14 protein-coding genes and 2 pseudogenes are annotated in these 16,881 nt (G+C 61.5%); 3 read left to right on the forward strand and 13 right to left on the reverse strand.

The features are described from left to right. Positions 1–277: 277 nt before the first annotated feature. The 10 genes from G9Q80_RS10890 to G9Q80_RS10935 form a co-directional block, all read right to left on the reverse strand. Positions 278–1,363 carry an ABC transporter ATP-binding protein gene (locus G9Q80_RS10890; RefSeq protein ID WP_043145714.1) on the reverse strand — a complete coding sequence of 362 codons (1,086 nt, stop codon included), beginning with the start codon at positions 1,361–1,363 and terminating at the stop codon, positions 278–280. A 3-nt stretch (positions 1,364–1,366) separates the two neighbouring features. Further along, on the reverse strand, positions 1,367–2,152 hold the full coding sequence (locus G9Q80_RS10895) for an ABC transporter permease (protein WP_043145780.1): 786 nt from the start codon (positions 2,150–2,152) through the stop codon (positions 1,367–1,369). A 14-nt stretch (positions 2,153–2,166) separates the two neighbouring features. Beyond that, complete coding sequence (locus tag G9Q80_RS10900; RefSeq protein ID WP_043145713.1) at positions 2,167–3,153, reverse strand: ABC transporter permease; 987 nt, start codon at positions 3,151–3,153, stop codon at positions 2,167–2,169. A gap of 75 nt (positions 3,154–3,228) precedes the next feature. Further along, a complete protein-coding gene (locus G9Q80_RS10905) occupies positions 3,229–4,338 on the reverse strand; it encodes an ABC transporter substrate-binding protein (protein ID WP_043145712.1) in 1,110 nt (369 codons plus the stop codon). A gap of 50 nt (positions 4,339–4,388) precedes the next feature. Beyond that, on the reverse strand, positions 4,389–5,489 hold the full coding sequence (locus G9Q80_RS10910) for an NAD/NADP octopine/nopaline dehydrogenase family protein (RefSeq protein ID WP_232788322.1): 1,101 nt from the start codon (positions 5,487–5,489) through the stop codon (positions 4,389–4,391). A gap of 85 nt (positions 5,490–5,574) precedes the next feature. Then, positions 5,575–6,165 carry a peroxidase-related enzyme gene (locus tag G9Q80_RS10915; protein WP_069210079.1) on the reverse strand — a complete coding sequence of 197 codons (591 nt, stop codon included), beginning with the start codon at positions 6,163–6,165 and terminating at the stop codon, positions 5,575–5,577. After that, positions 6,162–6,641 (reverse strand): hypothetical protein, encoded by a 480-nt coding sequence (locus G9Q80_RS10920; RefSeq protein WP_232788321.1) that lies wholly within the window; start codon positions 6,639–6,641, stop codon positions 6,162–6,164. The genes G9Q80_RS10915 and G9Q80_RS10920 overlap by 4 nt, the downstream gene beginning before the upstream one ends. Then, positions 6,641–8,107, reverse strand: a complete 1,467-nt coding sequence (locus G9Q80_RS10925; protein ID WP_088716808.1) for an NAD(P)-binding domain-containing protein — start codon at positions 8,105–8,107, stop codon at positions 6,641–6,643. The genes G9Q80_RS10920 and G9Q80_RS10925 overlap by 1 nt, the downstream gene beginning before the upstream one ends. A gap of 38 nt (positions 8,108–8,145) precedes the next feature. After that, on the reverse strand, positions 8,146–9,492 hold the full coding sequence (locus tag G9Q80_RS10930) for an MFS transporter (protein ID WP_088716807.1): 1,347 nt from the start codon (positions 9,490–9,492) through the stop codon (positions 8,146–8,148). After that, on the reverse strand, positions 9,489–10,949 hold the full coding sequence (locus tag G9Q80_RS10935) for an aminotransferase class V-fold PLP-dependent enzyme (RefSeq protein WP_069210110.1): 1,461 nt from the start codon (positions 10,947–10,949) through the stop codon (positions 9,489–9,491). Before G9Q80_RS10935 ends, G9Q80_RS10930 begins: the two co-directional genes overlap by 4 nt. A 101-nt stretch (positions 10,950–11,050) precedes the next feature. On the opposite strand from G9Q80_RS10935, the gene G9Q80_RS10940 reads away from it, so the two are divergent. Next, positions 11,051–11,521, forward strand: a complete 471-nt coding sequence (locus G9Q80_RS10940; RefSeq protein ID WP_069210082.1) for an Lrp/AsnC family transcriptional regulator — start codon at positions 11,051–11,053, stop codon at positions 11,519–11,521. 23 nt (positions 11,522–11,544) lie between these two features. On the opposite strand, the pseudogene G9Q80_RS10945 reads toward G9Q80_RS10940, so the two are convergent. Continuing rightward, positions 11,545–12,082 (reverse strand): annotated as a pseudogene (locus tag G9Q80_RS10945) (integrase core domain-containing protein); the annotation flags it as partial. Positions 12,083–12,591: 509 nt separating this feature from the next. Between G9Q80_RS10945 and G9Q80_RS10950 the strand changes: the two are divergent. Continuing rightward, positions 12,592–13,240, forward strand: a pseudogene (locus G9Q80_RS10950) (transposase); the annotation flags it as partial. A gap of 256 nt (positions 13,241–13,496) precedes the next feature. Here the strand turns inward: G9Q80_RS10950 and G9Q80_RS10955 are convergent. Next, positions 13,497–14,180 carry an IclR family transcriptional regulator gene (locus G9Q80_RS10955; protein WP_088716846.1) on the reverse strand — a complete coding sequence of 228 codons (684 nt, stop codon included), beginning with the start codon at positions 14,178–14,180 and terminating at the stop codon, positions 13,497–13,499. Positions 14,181–14,288: 108 nt separating this feature from the next. On the opposite strand from G9Q80_RS10955, the gene G9Q80_RS10960 reads away from it, so the two are divergent. Continuing rightward, positions 14,289–16,598, forward strand: coding sequence for a cytochrome P450/oxidoreductase (locus G9Q80_RS10960; protein WP_088716806.1), 2,310 nt, complete (start codon positions 14,289–14,291; stop codon positions 16,596–16,598). Positions 16,599–16,673: 75 nt separating this feature from the next. Here the strand turns inward: G9Q80_RS10960 and G9Q80_RS10965 are convergent. Beyond that, the coding region (locus G9Q80_RS10965) for a DinB family protein (RefSeq protein WP_210426185.1) at positions 16,674–16,881 on the reverse strand (208 nt) is incomplete at its 5' end.

Genomic DNA, 16,881 nt, shown 5'->3' on the forward strand with positions numbered 1-16,881 from the left:
CGGTCCGCGCTTCACCTGACCGGCCCGCGGTGTGGCACGGCCACACCACAAGGACCTGAAATATGACCGCACCCGAGAGGTCAAAAGTCCCGGCATCGAAGACTGCAGCCAAACGGGCACGCCGGCTCACTGACCGCATTGCGACCTGTTGCTTGCGGGTGCGAAACGGCGAAACCTCCCCGGCAAGCTGACAGACATCAGGGCGCTCCTGCCTCCGCCTCCGCGCGGGCGATGACCGGCCCGGTGTTCCGGGGCCGGTTTGCCACGCGACGCGCGGTTAGTCGTTCAACACCGCCATGTGGTCGGCCTCCCAGCCGATCCAGATAGGATCACTGCCGACCGATTGACCGGTTTCCGCATCCACGTAGGCCTTGAGGATAGGTTCATCCTTGTCCCCGACGGCGATCTGCATCGCCATGCGCGAGCCGAGGAAGGTTTTTCCAACGACACGCCCTTGCACCGCATTTGCGGTTTGCGGGCGGTCGGCATGAAACCCGAGCTTCTCAAGCCGGACCGACGCGGTAATCGGCTTGCCCTCGGCGGGGATGCCGGCGGGCGCCTTGCCTTTGAGGGCCGTTCCTTCCCAATCCATGACAACCTTGTCGCCTTCCGTACCGCGCATCCAGCCCGACAGAAGGTTCGTCTCGCCGATGAATTCAGCCACGAAGCGGCTGGCGGGGCGGAAATACAACTCTTCCGGTGTTCCGTCCTGTTCTACGCGGCCTTTGTTCATGACGACGATCCGGTCTGACATGGTCAACGCCTCTTCCTGGTCGTGGGTGACGAAGAAGAAGGTCTTGTTGGTGCGGCGCTGGATCGATTTCAGTTCCTGCTGAACCTGGCCGCGCAGCTTGGCGTCAAGCGCGCCCAGCGGTTCGTCAAGCAACAGGAGTGCCGGATCGGGCGCCAAGGCCCGCGCCAGCGCCACACGCTGTCGTTGACCACCGGACAACTGCACCGGGTAGCGGCCAGCATAGCTGTCCAGTTCAAGGAAGGCCATGATCTCTTGCAGGCGGCGCTTGATGTCCGCCTTGCCCATCCCCTTCAGCTCCAGTCCAAACGAAATGTTCTGTGCCACCGTCATGTGCGGGAACAACGCGTAGTCCTGAAACACCATGTTTACGTGACGTTTCTCCGGTGGCTGGTTGGTGACGTCCTCACCGTCCAGGATCACCCGGCCGTGGGTCGGGCGCTCGAAGCCACCGAGGATGCGCAGCGTCGTTGACTTGCCACAGCCCGACGGGCCGAGGAAGGTGACGAACTCCCCCTGCGCGATATCCAGCGTCAGGTTGTCCAGCGCGACGGTTTCGCCGAAATGCTTGGACAGGCCCTCGATGCGGACAAGAGGTTTCTGGTCGGTCATGGCTCAGGATTCCTTGTTCATACGGCGGGTGAAGCGTTCGGCCCAGACGCCGATCACGGCGGTCAGGATCAGCGCGACGGTCGCAATGGCATTGATTTCCGGGCTCATGCCCGAACGCAGCTTGGCAAAGATCAGCACCGGCAATGTCGGCTCGTACCCGCCCAGGAAGAAGGAGCGGACGAAATCATCAAACGACAGCAACAGGCAGAAGATTGATGCGCCGAGGATGGCAGGCACCAGGTAGGGCAGCGTGATACGCGCAAAGGCGATAAGCGGATCGGCGCCAAGGTCGCGGGCGGCTTCGATCTGGCTCTTGGGCAGGGTCGACAGGCGCGCCATGACCACCAGAACCACGAATGGCACGTTGTGGACCGCGTGCGCCCAGACGATGGCGCCCATGCCGGGTTCAATTCCCAGGTAGCGGGCATAGATCCGAAAGGCGATGGCCGAGATGATGCCGGGCACCAGCGCCGGCAGCACGGTCAGGCCAAAAGTCACACCGCGCCCGGTGAATTTGCGCCCTTCGAGCAGCACCGCGATCCAGGTGCCCACGATGACGGAGATCAGCGTCGACAACACCGCAATGGCCACCGAGTAACCGAAGGTCGAAAGCACCTCGGCATCGGCAAAGACACCGGTGTACCATTCGAGTGTCCAGGACCGGATCGGGAAGCCGATGAACTTCGAGTCCTTGAAGCCCATCAGCACCATCAGGATAAGCGGCACGAAGACATAGAGCACAAAGGCCCAGTAGACGCAGCTCAGGAAGATGCGGTTGCCGCGGAACAGTTCGACACGGTCGTTCATTTCTTCTCTCCCTTGCGAAGGGCATTCATCAGTTTCTGGAACACCGTGGTGATGATCAGGGCCGCCATGAACATGATCGTGGCAAAGGCCGCGCCAGTGGGCCATTCATCCCCGGCCACATGGAAAAAGCCCGCGATGGTTTCGGCAAAAACCGTGGTCGACGGCCCGCCCAGAAGAACAGGCGTGGCGTAGAACCCGGTCGATATCAGGAAGACCAGTGTACAGCCCGAGGAGATCCCCTCGATCGTCAACGGCAGCGACACGCGGCGGAACCTAGTCCAGGCGCCGGCGCCAAGATCGGCGGCTGCCTCGTTCATGCTTTTCGGCAGTTTCTCCAGCGCCGAATAGAGCGGCAGCAGCATGTAGAGCGCGGTCAGGTAGACGATGCCGACACCCATTGAAAAGCTGGTGTACATGAAGGGGATCGGCCGGTCGATCAGCCCCAGTGTCTTCAGCGCCAGGTTCACGGCGCCGGTGTTGCCCAGCAGGATCATGATCGCGTAAGTGCGCACGATCTCGCCCACCCAGAACGGGATCAGCAGGAGCAACAGGAACAGCATCTGGTTCTTTCGGCTGACGTGCCGGGCCAGAAAGTAGGCCACCGGGTAGGTGATGATCAGCGTGCAGAAGGTAAAGACCCCGGCAAAGATCAGTGTCCGGAAAAACGGCATCCAAAAGATGCTGTCACCGAAGAAGCGGGCATAGTTTTCCAGCGTGAAATGCTGTTCCACTCCGGGCGCGACCGGGTAGGCATCGGTCAGCGACACGCGCAACATCTGCAGCATCGGGCCAAGGTGCTGGGTCAGGATCCAGAGGATCGGAAAGGCGGCGAGGACAACAAACTGCCGGCGGGGCGAGGCCGTCGCCAGACGCATCATCGCGTGGTACGGCCCCCAAGAGGCCAAACGGCCCCAGAATGTCCGGTCCGAGGTCTCTTCTGCCATGGCTCGCCCGTCCTGTTGCGCGGATGCGTCATACGTCATGAGGTCGTCTTTCGGAAGGTCAGGGCCCCTGCCCCGCGATCATCGCAGGGCAGGAACAGGTTTCGGTTTGGCCGATCAGGCCGCCTTGATGGCCTCGACGGCCGGGTCGACCAGCCCGTATTTCATCTCGTTCGCCTCGGCGCGGAAGAACTGCAGGTTGGCCAGCTGCTCGTCCGGGAAGGAAGTCGATTTCTTCTCGAGGTCGGTCAGGTAGTTCGACGCGTCCTTGTAGGTCGAGATGAAACCCGACGCCTTGGTCATCGCCGCGCCGATTTCGGGCGACGACAGGATGGCATCGAGGAAGGTATAGGCATTGTCCGCGTTGGGCGCGTTGTTGGCGATGTTGTAGGTGTAGACAAAGCCGTAGGACCCTTCGCGCGGGATCGCCATGCCCAGCGGGAAGCCGTCATTGATCAGCGCCGCGGCAGGACCGTTCCAGGAATGGCCCAGCACGATGTCCTGGTTGACCATCATCTGCTGGAACTCGGCGCCGCCGTCGTAGTACTTGCGCACCAGCGGCTTCTTCTCGATCAGGAACTGCTTGGCCTCCTCGACGATCTCGGCGGCCTTGTCCGGGTCGTCGAGATAGGCGACCATGTTGCCGTCATAGCCTTTCATCAGCATGACGATCGACATCATGTCCTGGATGATATAGGCGGTCTGGCCCTTGTATTTCTCGCTGAACAGCGTGTCCCAGGTCAGGGCCTCTTCCTCGCTGACGATCTCCGAGTTGTAGGACAGGACCTCCATCCCCGAGAGGATCGGCGCCCCCCATTTGTTGCCGTTGATCGTGGACCAATCGGATTCCGAGAAGGTCGGGTTGATCTTGTTCCAGTTGGTCAGACGGTCGGTGTCCAGCGGCGCCAGCAGCTCGCTGTCGATGAACTGCAGGAAGCGGTGGCCGGCGACGGTCATGATGTCGACAGTCGGGTTCGGTTGTTCCGCGGCCAGCAGGTTGAACTGTTTGCCCTGGTCGTCCACGAGTCGGACGTTGACCTTGATCCCGGTCTCGGCCTCGAACTGTTCCTTGAAGGCCTCGGGCACGAAGTTGTTGTAGGTCCAGATGTTCACCTCGCCGCCCGACTGGGCGGAGGCGCGGCGCAGGTAGGCGGGCGAAGCCAAGGCCGCGCCGGTGGCGGCAGCCGTGCCCAGAAAGCGGCGACGGTTGAGGATCAGCTTGGTCATGATTGGTCTCCTTGTTGGTCCAGTGGTTTTTTGGTTACTCGTTACAGGTCTCAGGCGGCGTTTTCGGGCTGCCGCAGCAGTCCGGTTTTCGCTGCACGTTTCAGATCGTCAAGGCTGTAGCTGTCCAGATCAAGCGCCTTGAGGATCTCGTTTTCCGCCTCGAAATCCCGCCCGTACATGGCCGAGAAGATGCGGATGCCCGCCTCGTGCAGCGGCGCGGGGTGCCCGGTCAGCCGACCGAGTGCGGCGGTCAGCACCAGCCCGTAGGGCACGTCTTCGGTGACATAGCGGCTGTCGGCTGTCGCCGGCCCGGTTCCGCCATTGCCCTGCGCATGCATCTGCTGGTTCATCTCGGAAATCGAGGCGACGGGGACATGGAACGACAGGTGGAAATGCTCGAAGATCGTCTTGACCTCCAGCCCCAGTGCCTTGGCGATCTCAAGCCGTTCGAGATCGAGGTCCTCCAGCAGGCGGCCCACGGTCGGCGTGACGTTCTGGCCCTGCGACCAGTTCTCGCCGCGCTCCATCCGGGTGATGTTGCCCAGCGCGATGCCCATATGGTTCTGAGGGTTCAGGTTCGACAGCGAGATCGCCAGCAACCCGTCGCGCGGTTGGAACCGGTCACCGAACAGCTCCTTGCAAAGTGCCAGGGCCTCGTCCGAGCGGTCCCCGGGCACGGTGCAGAGGTCCACCTTGCTGCGCACGGTGTTGACCTTGACCTCAGCCCCCGACTGGCGCCGCCCGGTGCAGATCGTGGTGCCCCAGGCGGTGATCGGTACGGAAATTCCGCGATCCGCAAGCAACTGCATCAGGTATACAGCCCCAAGCGAGGCATGGGAGGAGATGATGACCTGGTGGTGCGGCTCGATATGCGGGGCCAAAGCGTCCAGCACGGTTTTGTGGCCGTAACCCGGCAGGGCAATGATCAGCACGTCGTTCTCGCGCGCCAGCGTCGCCGCAGTGTCGGCGATCCGCGGGGTCAGCGAGGTGTCGACCGCGCCGGTCGCCGTCAGCGGAGCACCCTTGGCCAGATCGGCCGTACCAGCCCCCGAAGGGGACCACAGCATCGGGTCATGTCCCGCCTCGTGCAGCACCGCTGCCGTTCCGAAGGCGATCGCCCCCGCGCCTGCCAAACCTACTTTCTTGCTCACATCCACACCTTCATCGCTTGCGGTCTTTCACCCCCACATTACACCTACTTAACGGAATGTCATCCGCTATCTGGGAATTCATGGATTATTTTCCGGAATCTTCGAGCCGCACAGGGTCACCAAGCACATGCATCAGCCTGTTTGCCCAGCCGAACAAAGAGGCCGAAAGGATCAGATCCAGCACCTCCGCCTCGTCCAGCCCGGCCTCCTTCAGCGCCTGCATGTGTTCCGGCCCGGCCTGAGACGGGCATTCAGACAGCGCCACGGCAAAGTCGAAAATGGCCCGGTCGCGCGTATCCAGTTCCGCATTCGCGCCATCGCGGAACAGCTTGTCCGTCACTTCGGTCGATTTCTCGATCTGGGCGTGGCGCATGGCGTGGACGGCGGCGCAATAGATACAGTGGTTGACCATCGAGGCCCCAAGCGCACCCAGTTCCCGCTCGGATCGGCTCATACCGCCCTTGTCGTACATGATCGCGTTGAAAAGGGGCGAACGCACCTTCAGGCTTTCGACATCATGCGCCAAAGTCAGAACGTACTCCGACACCTTGGTGTTCGAAGGTGTCACCTTGAGCGCATCCAGTTGTTCGGCGGAGGCTTCCTGAAGGTCAACGGGCTTAACGCGCGGCTGCCAATGCGGCACGTTGCGGGTGAATTTCGTGATTACCTTGGTCATGCCGACATCCCTTTCATCAGGCGCAGCCCGACGATGACCCGGATCTGGTAGGCGAGAAAGGCATTCAGTTCGGCAAGACGGACGATATCGGCATCCGCCACGCCCGCAGATTGCAACGCCAGGATATCGTTGCCCGCGACCCGGCGGGTGTTGGCAGCCACCTTGTCCATGAACCCGACAACCTCGGCCAGGCCCTGCGCGGCCCCGTCCTCGGTGGGCTGGACCAGGGCGGCGAAATCACCGGCGTCGGCGGCGTAGCGCGCCGCAAGCTCGGCTTCATCGTTGAGATTGGCGATTCTCGCGGCCAGAGCAGCACGCAAGCTATGGCTCCACGGTTCGGCATCCTTCGGACGCAGCACGGCCTCTTCTGCGGCCTGTGTCATCTCGAAGATGTTGGCGCGCCCCTCGACGGCGGCCTGTACAGCCGTGCCCACCCCGATATCTGCGCTGTTCAATGCGGTCGTATCCAATGCCATCAGGCCACTTTCCCTTTCTTTTCGTCACAGGCCAGTTCGGTCGGCGTCCATTCGCTGCCATCCAGTTCCGGCTTGTCGTAGTCCAGCATTGCCTGCCAGTGTTCCGCCACGTCCTCGGAGTATAGCTGCCCGGCCACTGCCCGCGTCAGCCACCCCGCTCCTTCCGAAATGCCCGGAATGTCACCACTCACTTTCCCGAGGCTGGCAGATGCCCCGTAGTTGAAGCAGTAGACGTTCGACAGCCAAGGTGCCGTACCCGGCACTTTCTCGCGAAAGGTGAAATCCTCGTTCAAGTAGGGAAAGCGCCCCAGGTCACGCGATTGTTCGTCCTCGGGTGGGATATAAACATCCTGCCACAGGAGGATGTTCCCTGCCGCGTCGCCAAATTCGGTCCGCGACAGCGGGTCGATGGTAAAGCCGGTGCCAAGGATCACGAAATCCGCCTCGTAGGAGGAGCCGTCGGCAAAGCCGACCTGCACCGCACCGTTCTTTTCCACGGTCGACTGAACCGCCTTTCCGAAATGGAAAAAGGCGTTGGGATGGCGGCTGACCCGGTTTGTCGATCCATGCGGGGGCGGCGTCTGGGTGGCAAAGGAATATTGCATGAAGCGCCAGCGCCACTTGTCCGGCAGGCTGGCGTATCCGGCGGTAAAGCCGAAACTCCCGATGCCCATCATCTTGTTGATGGTCGGCATTTCCTTGCGGCGGATCAGGTGGCGAACCTCGGCGGCCCCATGTTCCAGCGCCTCGGCGGCATTGTCCACCGCCGACGCCCCGACACCGACCACGGCCACACGTTTGCCCTTGAGCGCGTCAAAGTCGATTTCATCCGCGCTATGCGCCCAGTACTTGGACTCCAGGTTCTTTACGAAACCGGGAATGTTCGGCTGTCCGGTCCCGTCGCGCCCAGTAGCAAAAATCAATTTACGGCAAAGGATCGAGTTTTCCGACGCACCGGACAAATGCAGCCGCAGAAGATCCCCCTCGGGTTCGACGAGGTCGACCGACACACCGTTTTCCGTCGGGATGTCCAGGACTTTCCGATACCACTTGAGATAGTCCATCCACATGGGTCGGGGGATCTTGTCCAGCGCCTCCCAATCCTCGGTCCCGAACTGCGCACGATACCATGCCTGAAAGGTCAGTGCGCCGTGCCCATAGGCCGGGCCGGTCAGCTCTTTCGGCGACCGCAAGGTTTCCATCCGCGCATAGGTGAGCCACGGACCTTCCAGCCCTTCGGGCGAACGATCCAGCACCCGCATGTTGTGGATGCCGCCGGTCTTCAGCGCTGTCCAGGCCACCATGCCGCACATACCACCGCCGATGATGACGACATCAGTCACACCTTCGCGTGCCGGCACCCAGTCCTTGCCCGGCCAGCAGAGGAATTTCAGATCCTCGTGCAAGCGCGCCTCAAGAGCCTCCAGGCCTTGGCCATCAATCGGGGAAGAGGTGTCATGTGTCATTACGTTTTTTTCCTGTAGCTCTAGTCCGCTCGTCCGGGTCAGGCCGGCGTGGAGCCGGACCAATTCGGATGCAGATCGTCTATGTGATAGGCGTGGGCGTGACGATGCCGGGGGCCCTGGCTCGGCGCCTCGCGGAAATGCGGGTGACCCTCGGGCAGTTCCGGATGCTCATGCAGGCGTTCGATCGGATCTGTCGCGGGCCAGACCCGGACCGCAAGAACCGCGGTACCGACGGTCAGCCCGGACAGGATCAGCAGGGCCGGTTCGAGTCCGGCCAACGCAGCCAACTGTCCGGCCAGAGGATAGGCCAGCAACCATCCCGCATGCGAGAGCGAGAACTGCGCGGCGAATACTGCAGGTCGATCCGCCGCACCTGCCGAGCGCGCGATAACCAACCCGCCCGGGGTCAGCACCAGTGAGGCAGCCAGTCCAAAGATCATCCATAGCGCCATGTAGCCCGCATAGCCCAACGGCAGGGCAATACCCAGCCCTGCAACCGCGTGCATCATGGCGCCCCCCAGCATGACACGCCGCTCGTCCGCGCTCTCGACAAGACGGGGAACGACAACGGCCCCAATGGCAGCGCCCAGCCCGTAGAAGGCCATCAGGATCGGGTATTGCCCTTCTGCATCCCCAAGCCGGACACCCGCAAGTACAACAGAGTTCACCAGCACCCAGGCCATGCTCAAGGAAAGGGCGAAGTTCAGCAGGAACAGTCCACGCAGGCGCGGCGTCTTGCGATAGATGCTCAGCCCCTTCATGGCGCGGCGCAGGAAAGGCCCCTTGCCCTGCCCTGTCCTGTCGGCCGGAAAGCGCGTGGCGAAAAGCGCTGCCACGGACCCCGTAAAGGCCAGCGCCGCCACCCAGAACAGGAACTCTGCCTCTATCAGTTGCAGCACCATGGCCGCAATGATCGGGCTGAGCACCGACTCCAGTGTGTATGCGATACGAGACCAGACGAGCGCCCGGCTATAAAGCTTTTCGTCGGGCAGGACGTCCGGGATCACTGACTGAAAAAGCGGCGTGAACCCCGAGGACACGGCAAAGAAGACCAGCGCCAGCAGTGCGATCTGCCAGGTCTGCGTTGCAAAGGCCATCGGCAGAAGCAAAAGCATCCGTCCCAGGTCCAGCCCGATCATAACCCTTTTGCGACGGCGTCCGGCAAAGAGCGCCTCTGCCAGCGGAGCGATGCCCACATAGGCCACCATCTTGACCGCCAACAAAAACCCGACGATCTGCCCCGCCGCCGCAACCCCGCCGATCCGATAGGCCGCCAGCGACATGGCCACGGTCATCAGCCCGATGGCAAGCAGAGAGAAGACCTGCGCGGCAAAAAGGGTCCGAAAGGACGGATTGGCGATTGGGCTGATCCGAGGTTGTGTCATGAGGCAAGGGGATCCTTCGAGGCGGTCACGGCATTGAACCGGGCTGTGCCGGTGTCGACGCGATAGTCCTTTACATAGTCTGGGGCGGTACGCGCCAGATTGTCCACCGCCTCGATAATCGAATTCACCTTGGTATCGGACATAAGTGCCGAAAGGTTAAGACGTACCCAGCCCGGTTTCGCTGTTTCTTCGCCACGTTCCAGCGCTTCGATGGTTGCGTCCGACTCACTTCGGCCCAACCCCAGCAACCTGTGACCATAGGGTCCGGCACAGGCACAACCGCCGCGGGCCTGGACGCCATACCTGTCGCTGAGCAACCGGGTAAAGAACTGGTGATGCACCAATCCCCCCTGCCCGTCGCGCACACGAAAGGAAAAGATCGGCAAGGCCTGGGCGTCAGGCTGTCCAAGCAATTCGATCCGATCATTCTGCGACCAGATATTCAGCGCCTTTTCCCGAAGCTCCGCCTGCCGCTTGTCCAGCCACTCCTGGCCCAGCGCCTCTTTTACCAGCAGGGCAAGCGCCGCGCGGATATCGCCGGTGACATTGGGGGTGCCGCCCTCTTCTCGCGCCGACAACGTGTTCGAATAGACGTGCCCCCAAGGCGATACGAAACTGACCGTGCCGCCGCCTGGAAGAGTCGGCGTTGCACGGCGGGCGATCCCGTCGCGAATTACCGCGACACCACTGGACCCGGGACCGCCGGGAAACTTGTGGGGCGAAAACACGATGGCATCCTTCTGCGCATCGGTGCCGGCCTTCATGTCCATCGCGCAATACGGTCCGGCACAGCCGTAGTCCCAGACCACGAACGCCCCGTGGGCGCGCAACAGCCGCGTCACCGCGTCGACGTCAGTGAGAATCCCCGTCACATTCGACGCTGCGGAAAAGGTTCCGACGATCAGCGCCGCATCTTCCGACGCCTTCAGCGCATGAGAGAGGTCTTCCATATCGACCCCGCCATTTGCGGCCTCAGCGATCTCGATCACCTCGGCCCCTGTCTCGCGCCAGGGCAAGATGTTGGAGTGATGTTCGTACGGCCCGGTCAGTACGACGACACGCTGACCTGCGGACACAAGCGAAGGCAGATCCAGCAGACCGACGATCCTGTTGATCCCGGCAGTGGACCCCGACCCGGTAAAGATCACGCTCATCCCGTCACCGGCGCCGGTCAGCCGTGCGATTTCACCCCGCGCGGCTTCTCTCAAACGGGTCATGTATTCGCCACAGAACGACGCCTGTGTGTGCGTGTTCGCATAATACGGCAGCACCCGGTCGCGGACGAAGTCTTCAACCTGTGTCAGCGCCCGCCCGGAGGCGACATAGTCCGCGTAGATCAGCGGGTGCACGCCGAACGGTCCTTCGATCTGTACGTCCTCGCCGATCAGCCCGGCGCGGATCCGGTCTCGAATGTCGGCGCCTTTCAATGCGGTTTTGAAGTCATCGAGCGGTGTCATATCTTCCTCAGCTGTTCAGGGCAGATTGTGACGCATGATCCGCAAAAATCTTCCCATAAATTCATCGTTGATTTCGATTTTTTGTGTCATATGATTGACACATGGCCCAGAAACCAGATCATTTTGACCACCTCATCCTTGAAGAGCTCCAGCGCGACGCGGCTCAGTCACAACGGGCCCTGGCGGAAAAGGTCGGCCTGTCACAGAACGCTTGCTGGCGGCGCCTGAAGACGTTGGAGGCCTCCGGCGCCATTCGCGGCCGGACTGTGGTCATAGACCGCGAAAGGCTCGGCGCGGGGTTCGTGGTCTTTTCCCTCGTCAAGACACGACATCATTCAGCGGATTGGCTGCGCCAGTTCCGCAACCATGTCTCGGCCATCCCGGAGGTCATCGACTTCTTCCGTATCGGCGGCGAGTATGACTACCTGCTGAAGATCGTTGCCCGCGACATGGCCGGCTACGATGACGTCTACAAACGCCTGATCGAGAATATCGAGCTGGAAACCGTCACCTCCTTTTTCGCCATGGAAGCGATCGAGGAGCAACGCCCGATCCCGTTACGCCAGATGTGACCCGGTCCCCATTGAATCCGCGTTTATGAGTTCGCTCTGTTCAGGGTTTGGTCCTCTACCGACCGTTGGTGATACTCCCACGGGGTGAGCCCGTCGAGGCTCGTGTGGGGGGCGGTTGTAGTCGTCGCGCCACGCCTCGATCAGGCCGGGGGCCTGACGCGGATTGGCGAACAGGTGCTCATTGAGGCATGCGTCACGCGGCCGTCCATTGAAGCTCTCGACGAAGCCGTTCTGCATCGGTTTTCCCGGAGCGATGTCGTGGCATTCGATCCGGCGCTGCTCCTGCCATTTTAGGATGGCGATCGGGGTCAGCTCCGTGCCGTTGTCGCTGACCACCATGCATGGATAGCCGCGCACCCGAGCGATGCCGTCGAGCTCACGGCCAACGCGCTGCCCAGGCAGCGAGGCGTCCACGACCGCGGCCAGGCATTCCCGGCTGAAGTCGTCGATGACGCAGAGCCCCCGGAAGCGGCGACCATCGGACAGGCTGTCTGACACGAAGTCCAGCGACCAGCGCTGGTTCGGACCCTGCGGGATCGCCATGGGTGCCCTGGTCCCCAGCCCGACAACCTTCGGCAAACTGGAATCGGACCAGTTCATGCCCGCAGCCAAGCGCATCTATTCACGGAACGTGTGGGACGTGCGCAAAATCGACTCCGCAATCGAAGACTTGCCCGGTGGCGCAGAAGATGCCCGTCTCGAATCCTCTGAGGATTGGTAATGGCAGGGGGAGTTTCGATGCGAATGACATTGAAATACGTTGCGGAGGACACCGACCGGCACGGCAACGTGCACCTCTACTACCGACGGAACGGGCGAAAGGTGCACCTTCGTGGCCCGGTCGGTTCACCTGAATTTCTGACGGATTACCGGCGCGCCGCCGCGCGACCAAAGGAGTCGCGCAAAAAGTCCCCGCCGAAACCCGGTGTCCTGCGAAAAGACTCGCTGCATTGGCTTTGCGCTCAATGCTACAAGTCCACAACGTTCGCGGAACTTGGCGCGAAGACACAGAAGACTCGGCGGTCGATACTGGAACAGTTCTGCCAGCCTAAGGGCAACGGCGCGATTGATCCGTACGACGCAGACGCTCCCCATACCTGCTGATCTGGGTCGACAAGGACATGGCCTGGCGTGCGCCGCATGACGGGCGACCAGGATGACCTGTGGTGTTTTCCGATGCGGCCATACGGTTCAGCCTCACGATCAAGATCTTGTTCAAGCCAACGCTTTGCCAGACCTCTGGCATGGTGACGAGCCCGCTGAAGTTGGCGGGACTAGACTGGCCCGTGCCGGATTTCTCCACACTGTGCCGCAGGCAAAAGACTCTGGCCGACCAGGTCCCTTCTCGCCACGCGGATGGCCCGCTGAACCTGCTTGTGGCCAGCACCGGGATCAACGATGGCGAATGGCAGGCACGCAAGCACAGCGTTCAGGGTCGGCGCCAGAGGCGCAAGGTCCATCTGGCCATGTCCCCCGCGACGTCCGACATCCGCGCTGTCGAGTTCACACCCAGCCGCGATGGCGACAATCCTGCATTGCCCTACTTGCTGGGTCAGATCCCTTAGGCCGCGCCAAGAGGCAAAGATTCGCTGCCTGAAATCCGTCGGCGAGTGCATCATGGCAAGAGACCCAGATCGCCGGGCCGCCGAAATCCAAATTCGCATCGCCCTCATGAACCGCTTCAACGTCCTCGGCACAGCCGAGATCGTCCGCGCGGCCTTGCGTCAACGGGGCAAGGGGCAGTCAGGCCCCAGGCCGGGACAAGGCGACAACGCCTATTAGAACGGGTCACGTTTTGTCATCCCGAGACAGAAATCGGACCCCCGCCCCGCAGCAACCTGAATTCCTTTGACAGCGCCCCTCAGGAGCATCGTCGAATACCCACTAGCGAATGCTCAACTCGTTTGTCGCGCGGCCCCCATCAAGGCGGCGGCCGCGGCTTCCGGTCCGGTCGCGCGATCGCGTTTCAGGCGCTTTATTCGACTCCCCCAAGCGCCAAATTGATGGTTTCCGCACAATCCTGAACCAAACCTCGCGCCTGTTCGACATCGAGGTCTTCCATTGCGACCACGCCGACTGAGGCCTCGATGGCACGCCCGGACCTCACCGTCCTTGCGAGGGGACTTGCCACGCCGACTGCTCCCTTTTGCAGGGCCCCACGCGTCAGACTGAAGCCCTTTGCACGGGCTTCGCGCACTTCTTCCATATCACTTGCCTCTTCCGGCCGTGAAGAGAGGATGGCGATCCCGGCGGCGCCTTGGGTCAGCGGATGGCGGCTCCCGACCTTGTAGCCGACCCGGATCAGTCCGTCTTGCGGTTCTGCGACCACGACAGCAACGCAATCCTTGCCTTCGGCCATGGACAGGAAAGCAGTTGCACCGGCCTGTTCGGCAAGGCGTTCGAGTCGCTTCTGAGCGATGACCCGGAATTGCGGCAGGAACTTCGATTCCAACCGGAGAACCCCGGGCCCAAGGAAGAGTCGTCCGTTTGCAAGTCGGGATACCAGGCCGTTTTCCTCCAGTGTCGACACGACACGGTAGGCAATGGCCCGGTCCACACCAAGCTCCGAAGCAATTTCGCCGACAGACACACCGCCTTCGGACGCACCGATGAAGAACAAGGCCTTCAGGCCACGATCGAGGGTTTGCAAAGTCGCCATGCCTGTTTTCTCCACGCGGGCCGTCCTGCCCGGCGTTGACCGGGGCAAGCATCCATGTTTTACTATTATAGATCACAAAGTGCTATAAAAGTAAAACAGGAAAACTCGATGCCGAACACCTGCCCTGTCGAGACACCAGCCCTTTCGCCGAATGGATGCCCCATCTCAGGACGGGCTGCCGCCTTCACCCCGTTCAACGGCCCCTACCAGGTCGATCCGGGCGAGGCCTTGAAATGGGCGCGTGAGGAGGAGCCCGTCTTTTTCAGCCCGGAAATCGGCTACTGGGTGGTGACCCGCTACGAAGATGTGAAAAGTGTCTTTCGCGACAACATCCTGTTCTCGCCTTCGATCGCGCTGGAAAAGATCACTCCGGCTGGCCCCGAAGCCCAAGCGATCCTGCAGAAATACGGCTTTGCCATGCAGCGAACGATGGTCAACGAAGACGAGCCGCACCATATGGAGCGCCGCCGGCTTCTGCTCGACGATTTCCTGCCCGAAAACCTGCAAAAGCACGAATCCGCAATGCGAACACTCACGCGGCGGTACATGGACCGTTTCATCGACCGAGGGCATGCAGACCTGGTCGAGGATATATTCAGCGAGATTCCATTAACCATTGCGCTGCACTTTTTGGGCGTTCCCGAAAAAGGGGCCGAGCAACTGCGCGGTTTCGCTGTTGCCCACACACTCAACACCTGGGGGCGTCCGACCCCGGAGGAACAGCTGGAGATTTCCGAGAACGTCGGACGATTCTGGCAGACCGCCAACCGGGTCCTGGATGACATGATCGCCAATCCGGATGGCGAGGGATGGATGTACGAAACCGTGCGCCAGCACTTTAAACATCCGGATGCCGTTCCCGAGAGCTATCTGCGTTCGATGATGATGGCGATTCTGGCGGCTGCGCACGAAACGACCTCCAACGCAACCGCCAATGCCTTCTGGACCTTGCTCAACAACAGGGAATCCTGGGAGGAACTATGCGAGACTCCGAGCCTCATTCCCAGCGCCGTCGAAGAGTGCCTGCGCGTTGCCGGGTCGATTGTCGCTTGGCGCCGGATCGCGACCGACGATACAACCGTCGGCGGAGTGGATATACCAAAGGGCGGGAAGCTCCTGATCGTTCAGGCCAGCGCGAACAAGGACAATCGCCATTGGGAAAACGCCGACGACTTCGACATCTACCGGGACAATGCGTCGGAACACATGACGTTCGGCTATGGCGCGCATCAGTGCATGGGCAAGAACATCGGGCGCATGGAAATGCGGATCTTTCTCGAAGAATTTACCCGTCGGCTTCCGCACATGCGTCTGGTAAAGGGACAGGTCTTTGAAAACCTGCCCAATGTGTCGTTCCGCGGGCCTTCCAAACTGCTGGTTGAATGGGATCCCGCGCTCAATCCGGAAAAGACGGATCCCTCCGTCCTCGATCGCTCGCTGTCCTTCAAGATCGGCGCACCGGTGAGAGAGGGCATCCTTCGCCGGGTCGTGGTCCGCGATGTGATCGACGACAGTACCGGGGTGAAACGCTTCGTGCTGGCCGACCCCAAGGGACGCAAACTCCCCAAATTCTCTGCCGGTGCGCATATCGACCTCGTCGTCGGCGACTACCGCCGGAAATATTCTTTGTGCGGCGACGCCTCGGATACCAAGACCTTTGAAATAGCGATCCTGCGCGAGAACAACGGTCGTGGCGGCTCGAAATTCTTCCACGACAACGTGGCGCCCGGAGACGTCGTACACATTGCCGGGCCCCGCAACCATTTTAGGCTCGACGCAAATGCCCCCCAGTATATCCTGATCGCGGGCGGCATCGGCATCACGCCAATCCTGGCCATGGCGGACCGGCTAAAGGCGTCCGGAAAGCCCTACCACATTCACTTCTGCGGAAAATCGCGCGACAGGCTTCCTTTGCTGGACCGCGTACAGGACCGCCACGGTCAGAGTCTTTCGTTGCATATCACCGCAGAAGGAACGCGTCTCGATCTGGACAGAGCCCTTTCGAAAGTCGGTGGCAATGATCGCGTCTATGCGTGCGGACCGGATAGACTGCTCGACGAACTCGAGTCGCTCTCGGCCAACTGGCCGGAAGGCACGTTGAAATACGAACTCTTCTCTTCTGCGAACGGCGCCCTTGATTCCAGTGTGGAACATGCTTTTGAGGTCGAATTGCGAGACTCGGGAATGACCGTCTCGGTCGCGGCTGACCAGACCCTGTACGACGCGCTTCGAGCGTCGGGGGTCGATATGCCGATGGATTGCGGCGAAGGTCTGTGCGGCACCTGCGAGACACGGGTCATCGATGGCGAGATTGACCACAGGGATCGTGTCTTGTCGGCAAAGGAAAGAGCTCAAGGAGACCGCCTCATGACCTGCTGTTCGCGGGCCCGGAACGGGAAGCTGGTACTGGCGCTTTGAAGCTCCCCCCGAAGGCAGAGAGATCCGGACGGCCTGTCTGCCTTCGCCGGCCGTATTGACTTGTGCAGCCCCGGGTCAGACTTGCCCGAACGTGATGTTCTTACGCAGGTCGGCGGGCACATCGGCGAGCCGACCGCCATTGCCCAGATCCAGAGCGCCTTGCCACACCACCCGCGCACGCAGGCGGGGCGTCTGGCGCAGCGGGGTGACGGCCTGGCCCTCCAGAGGCGCCGACAGGGTCCATCCCTCGTCGGTCAGGTCGCGCCATTCGACGTCCAGGTGG

The sequence above is a fragment of the Mameliella sp. LZ-28 genome, from assembly GCF_012274245.1.
Taxonomy (GTDB): Bacteria; Pseudomonadota; Alphaproteobacteria; order Rhodobacterales; family Rhodobacteraceae; genus Antarctobacter; species Antarctobacter albus.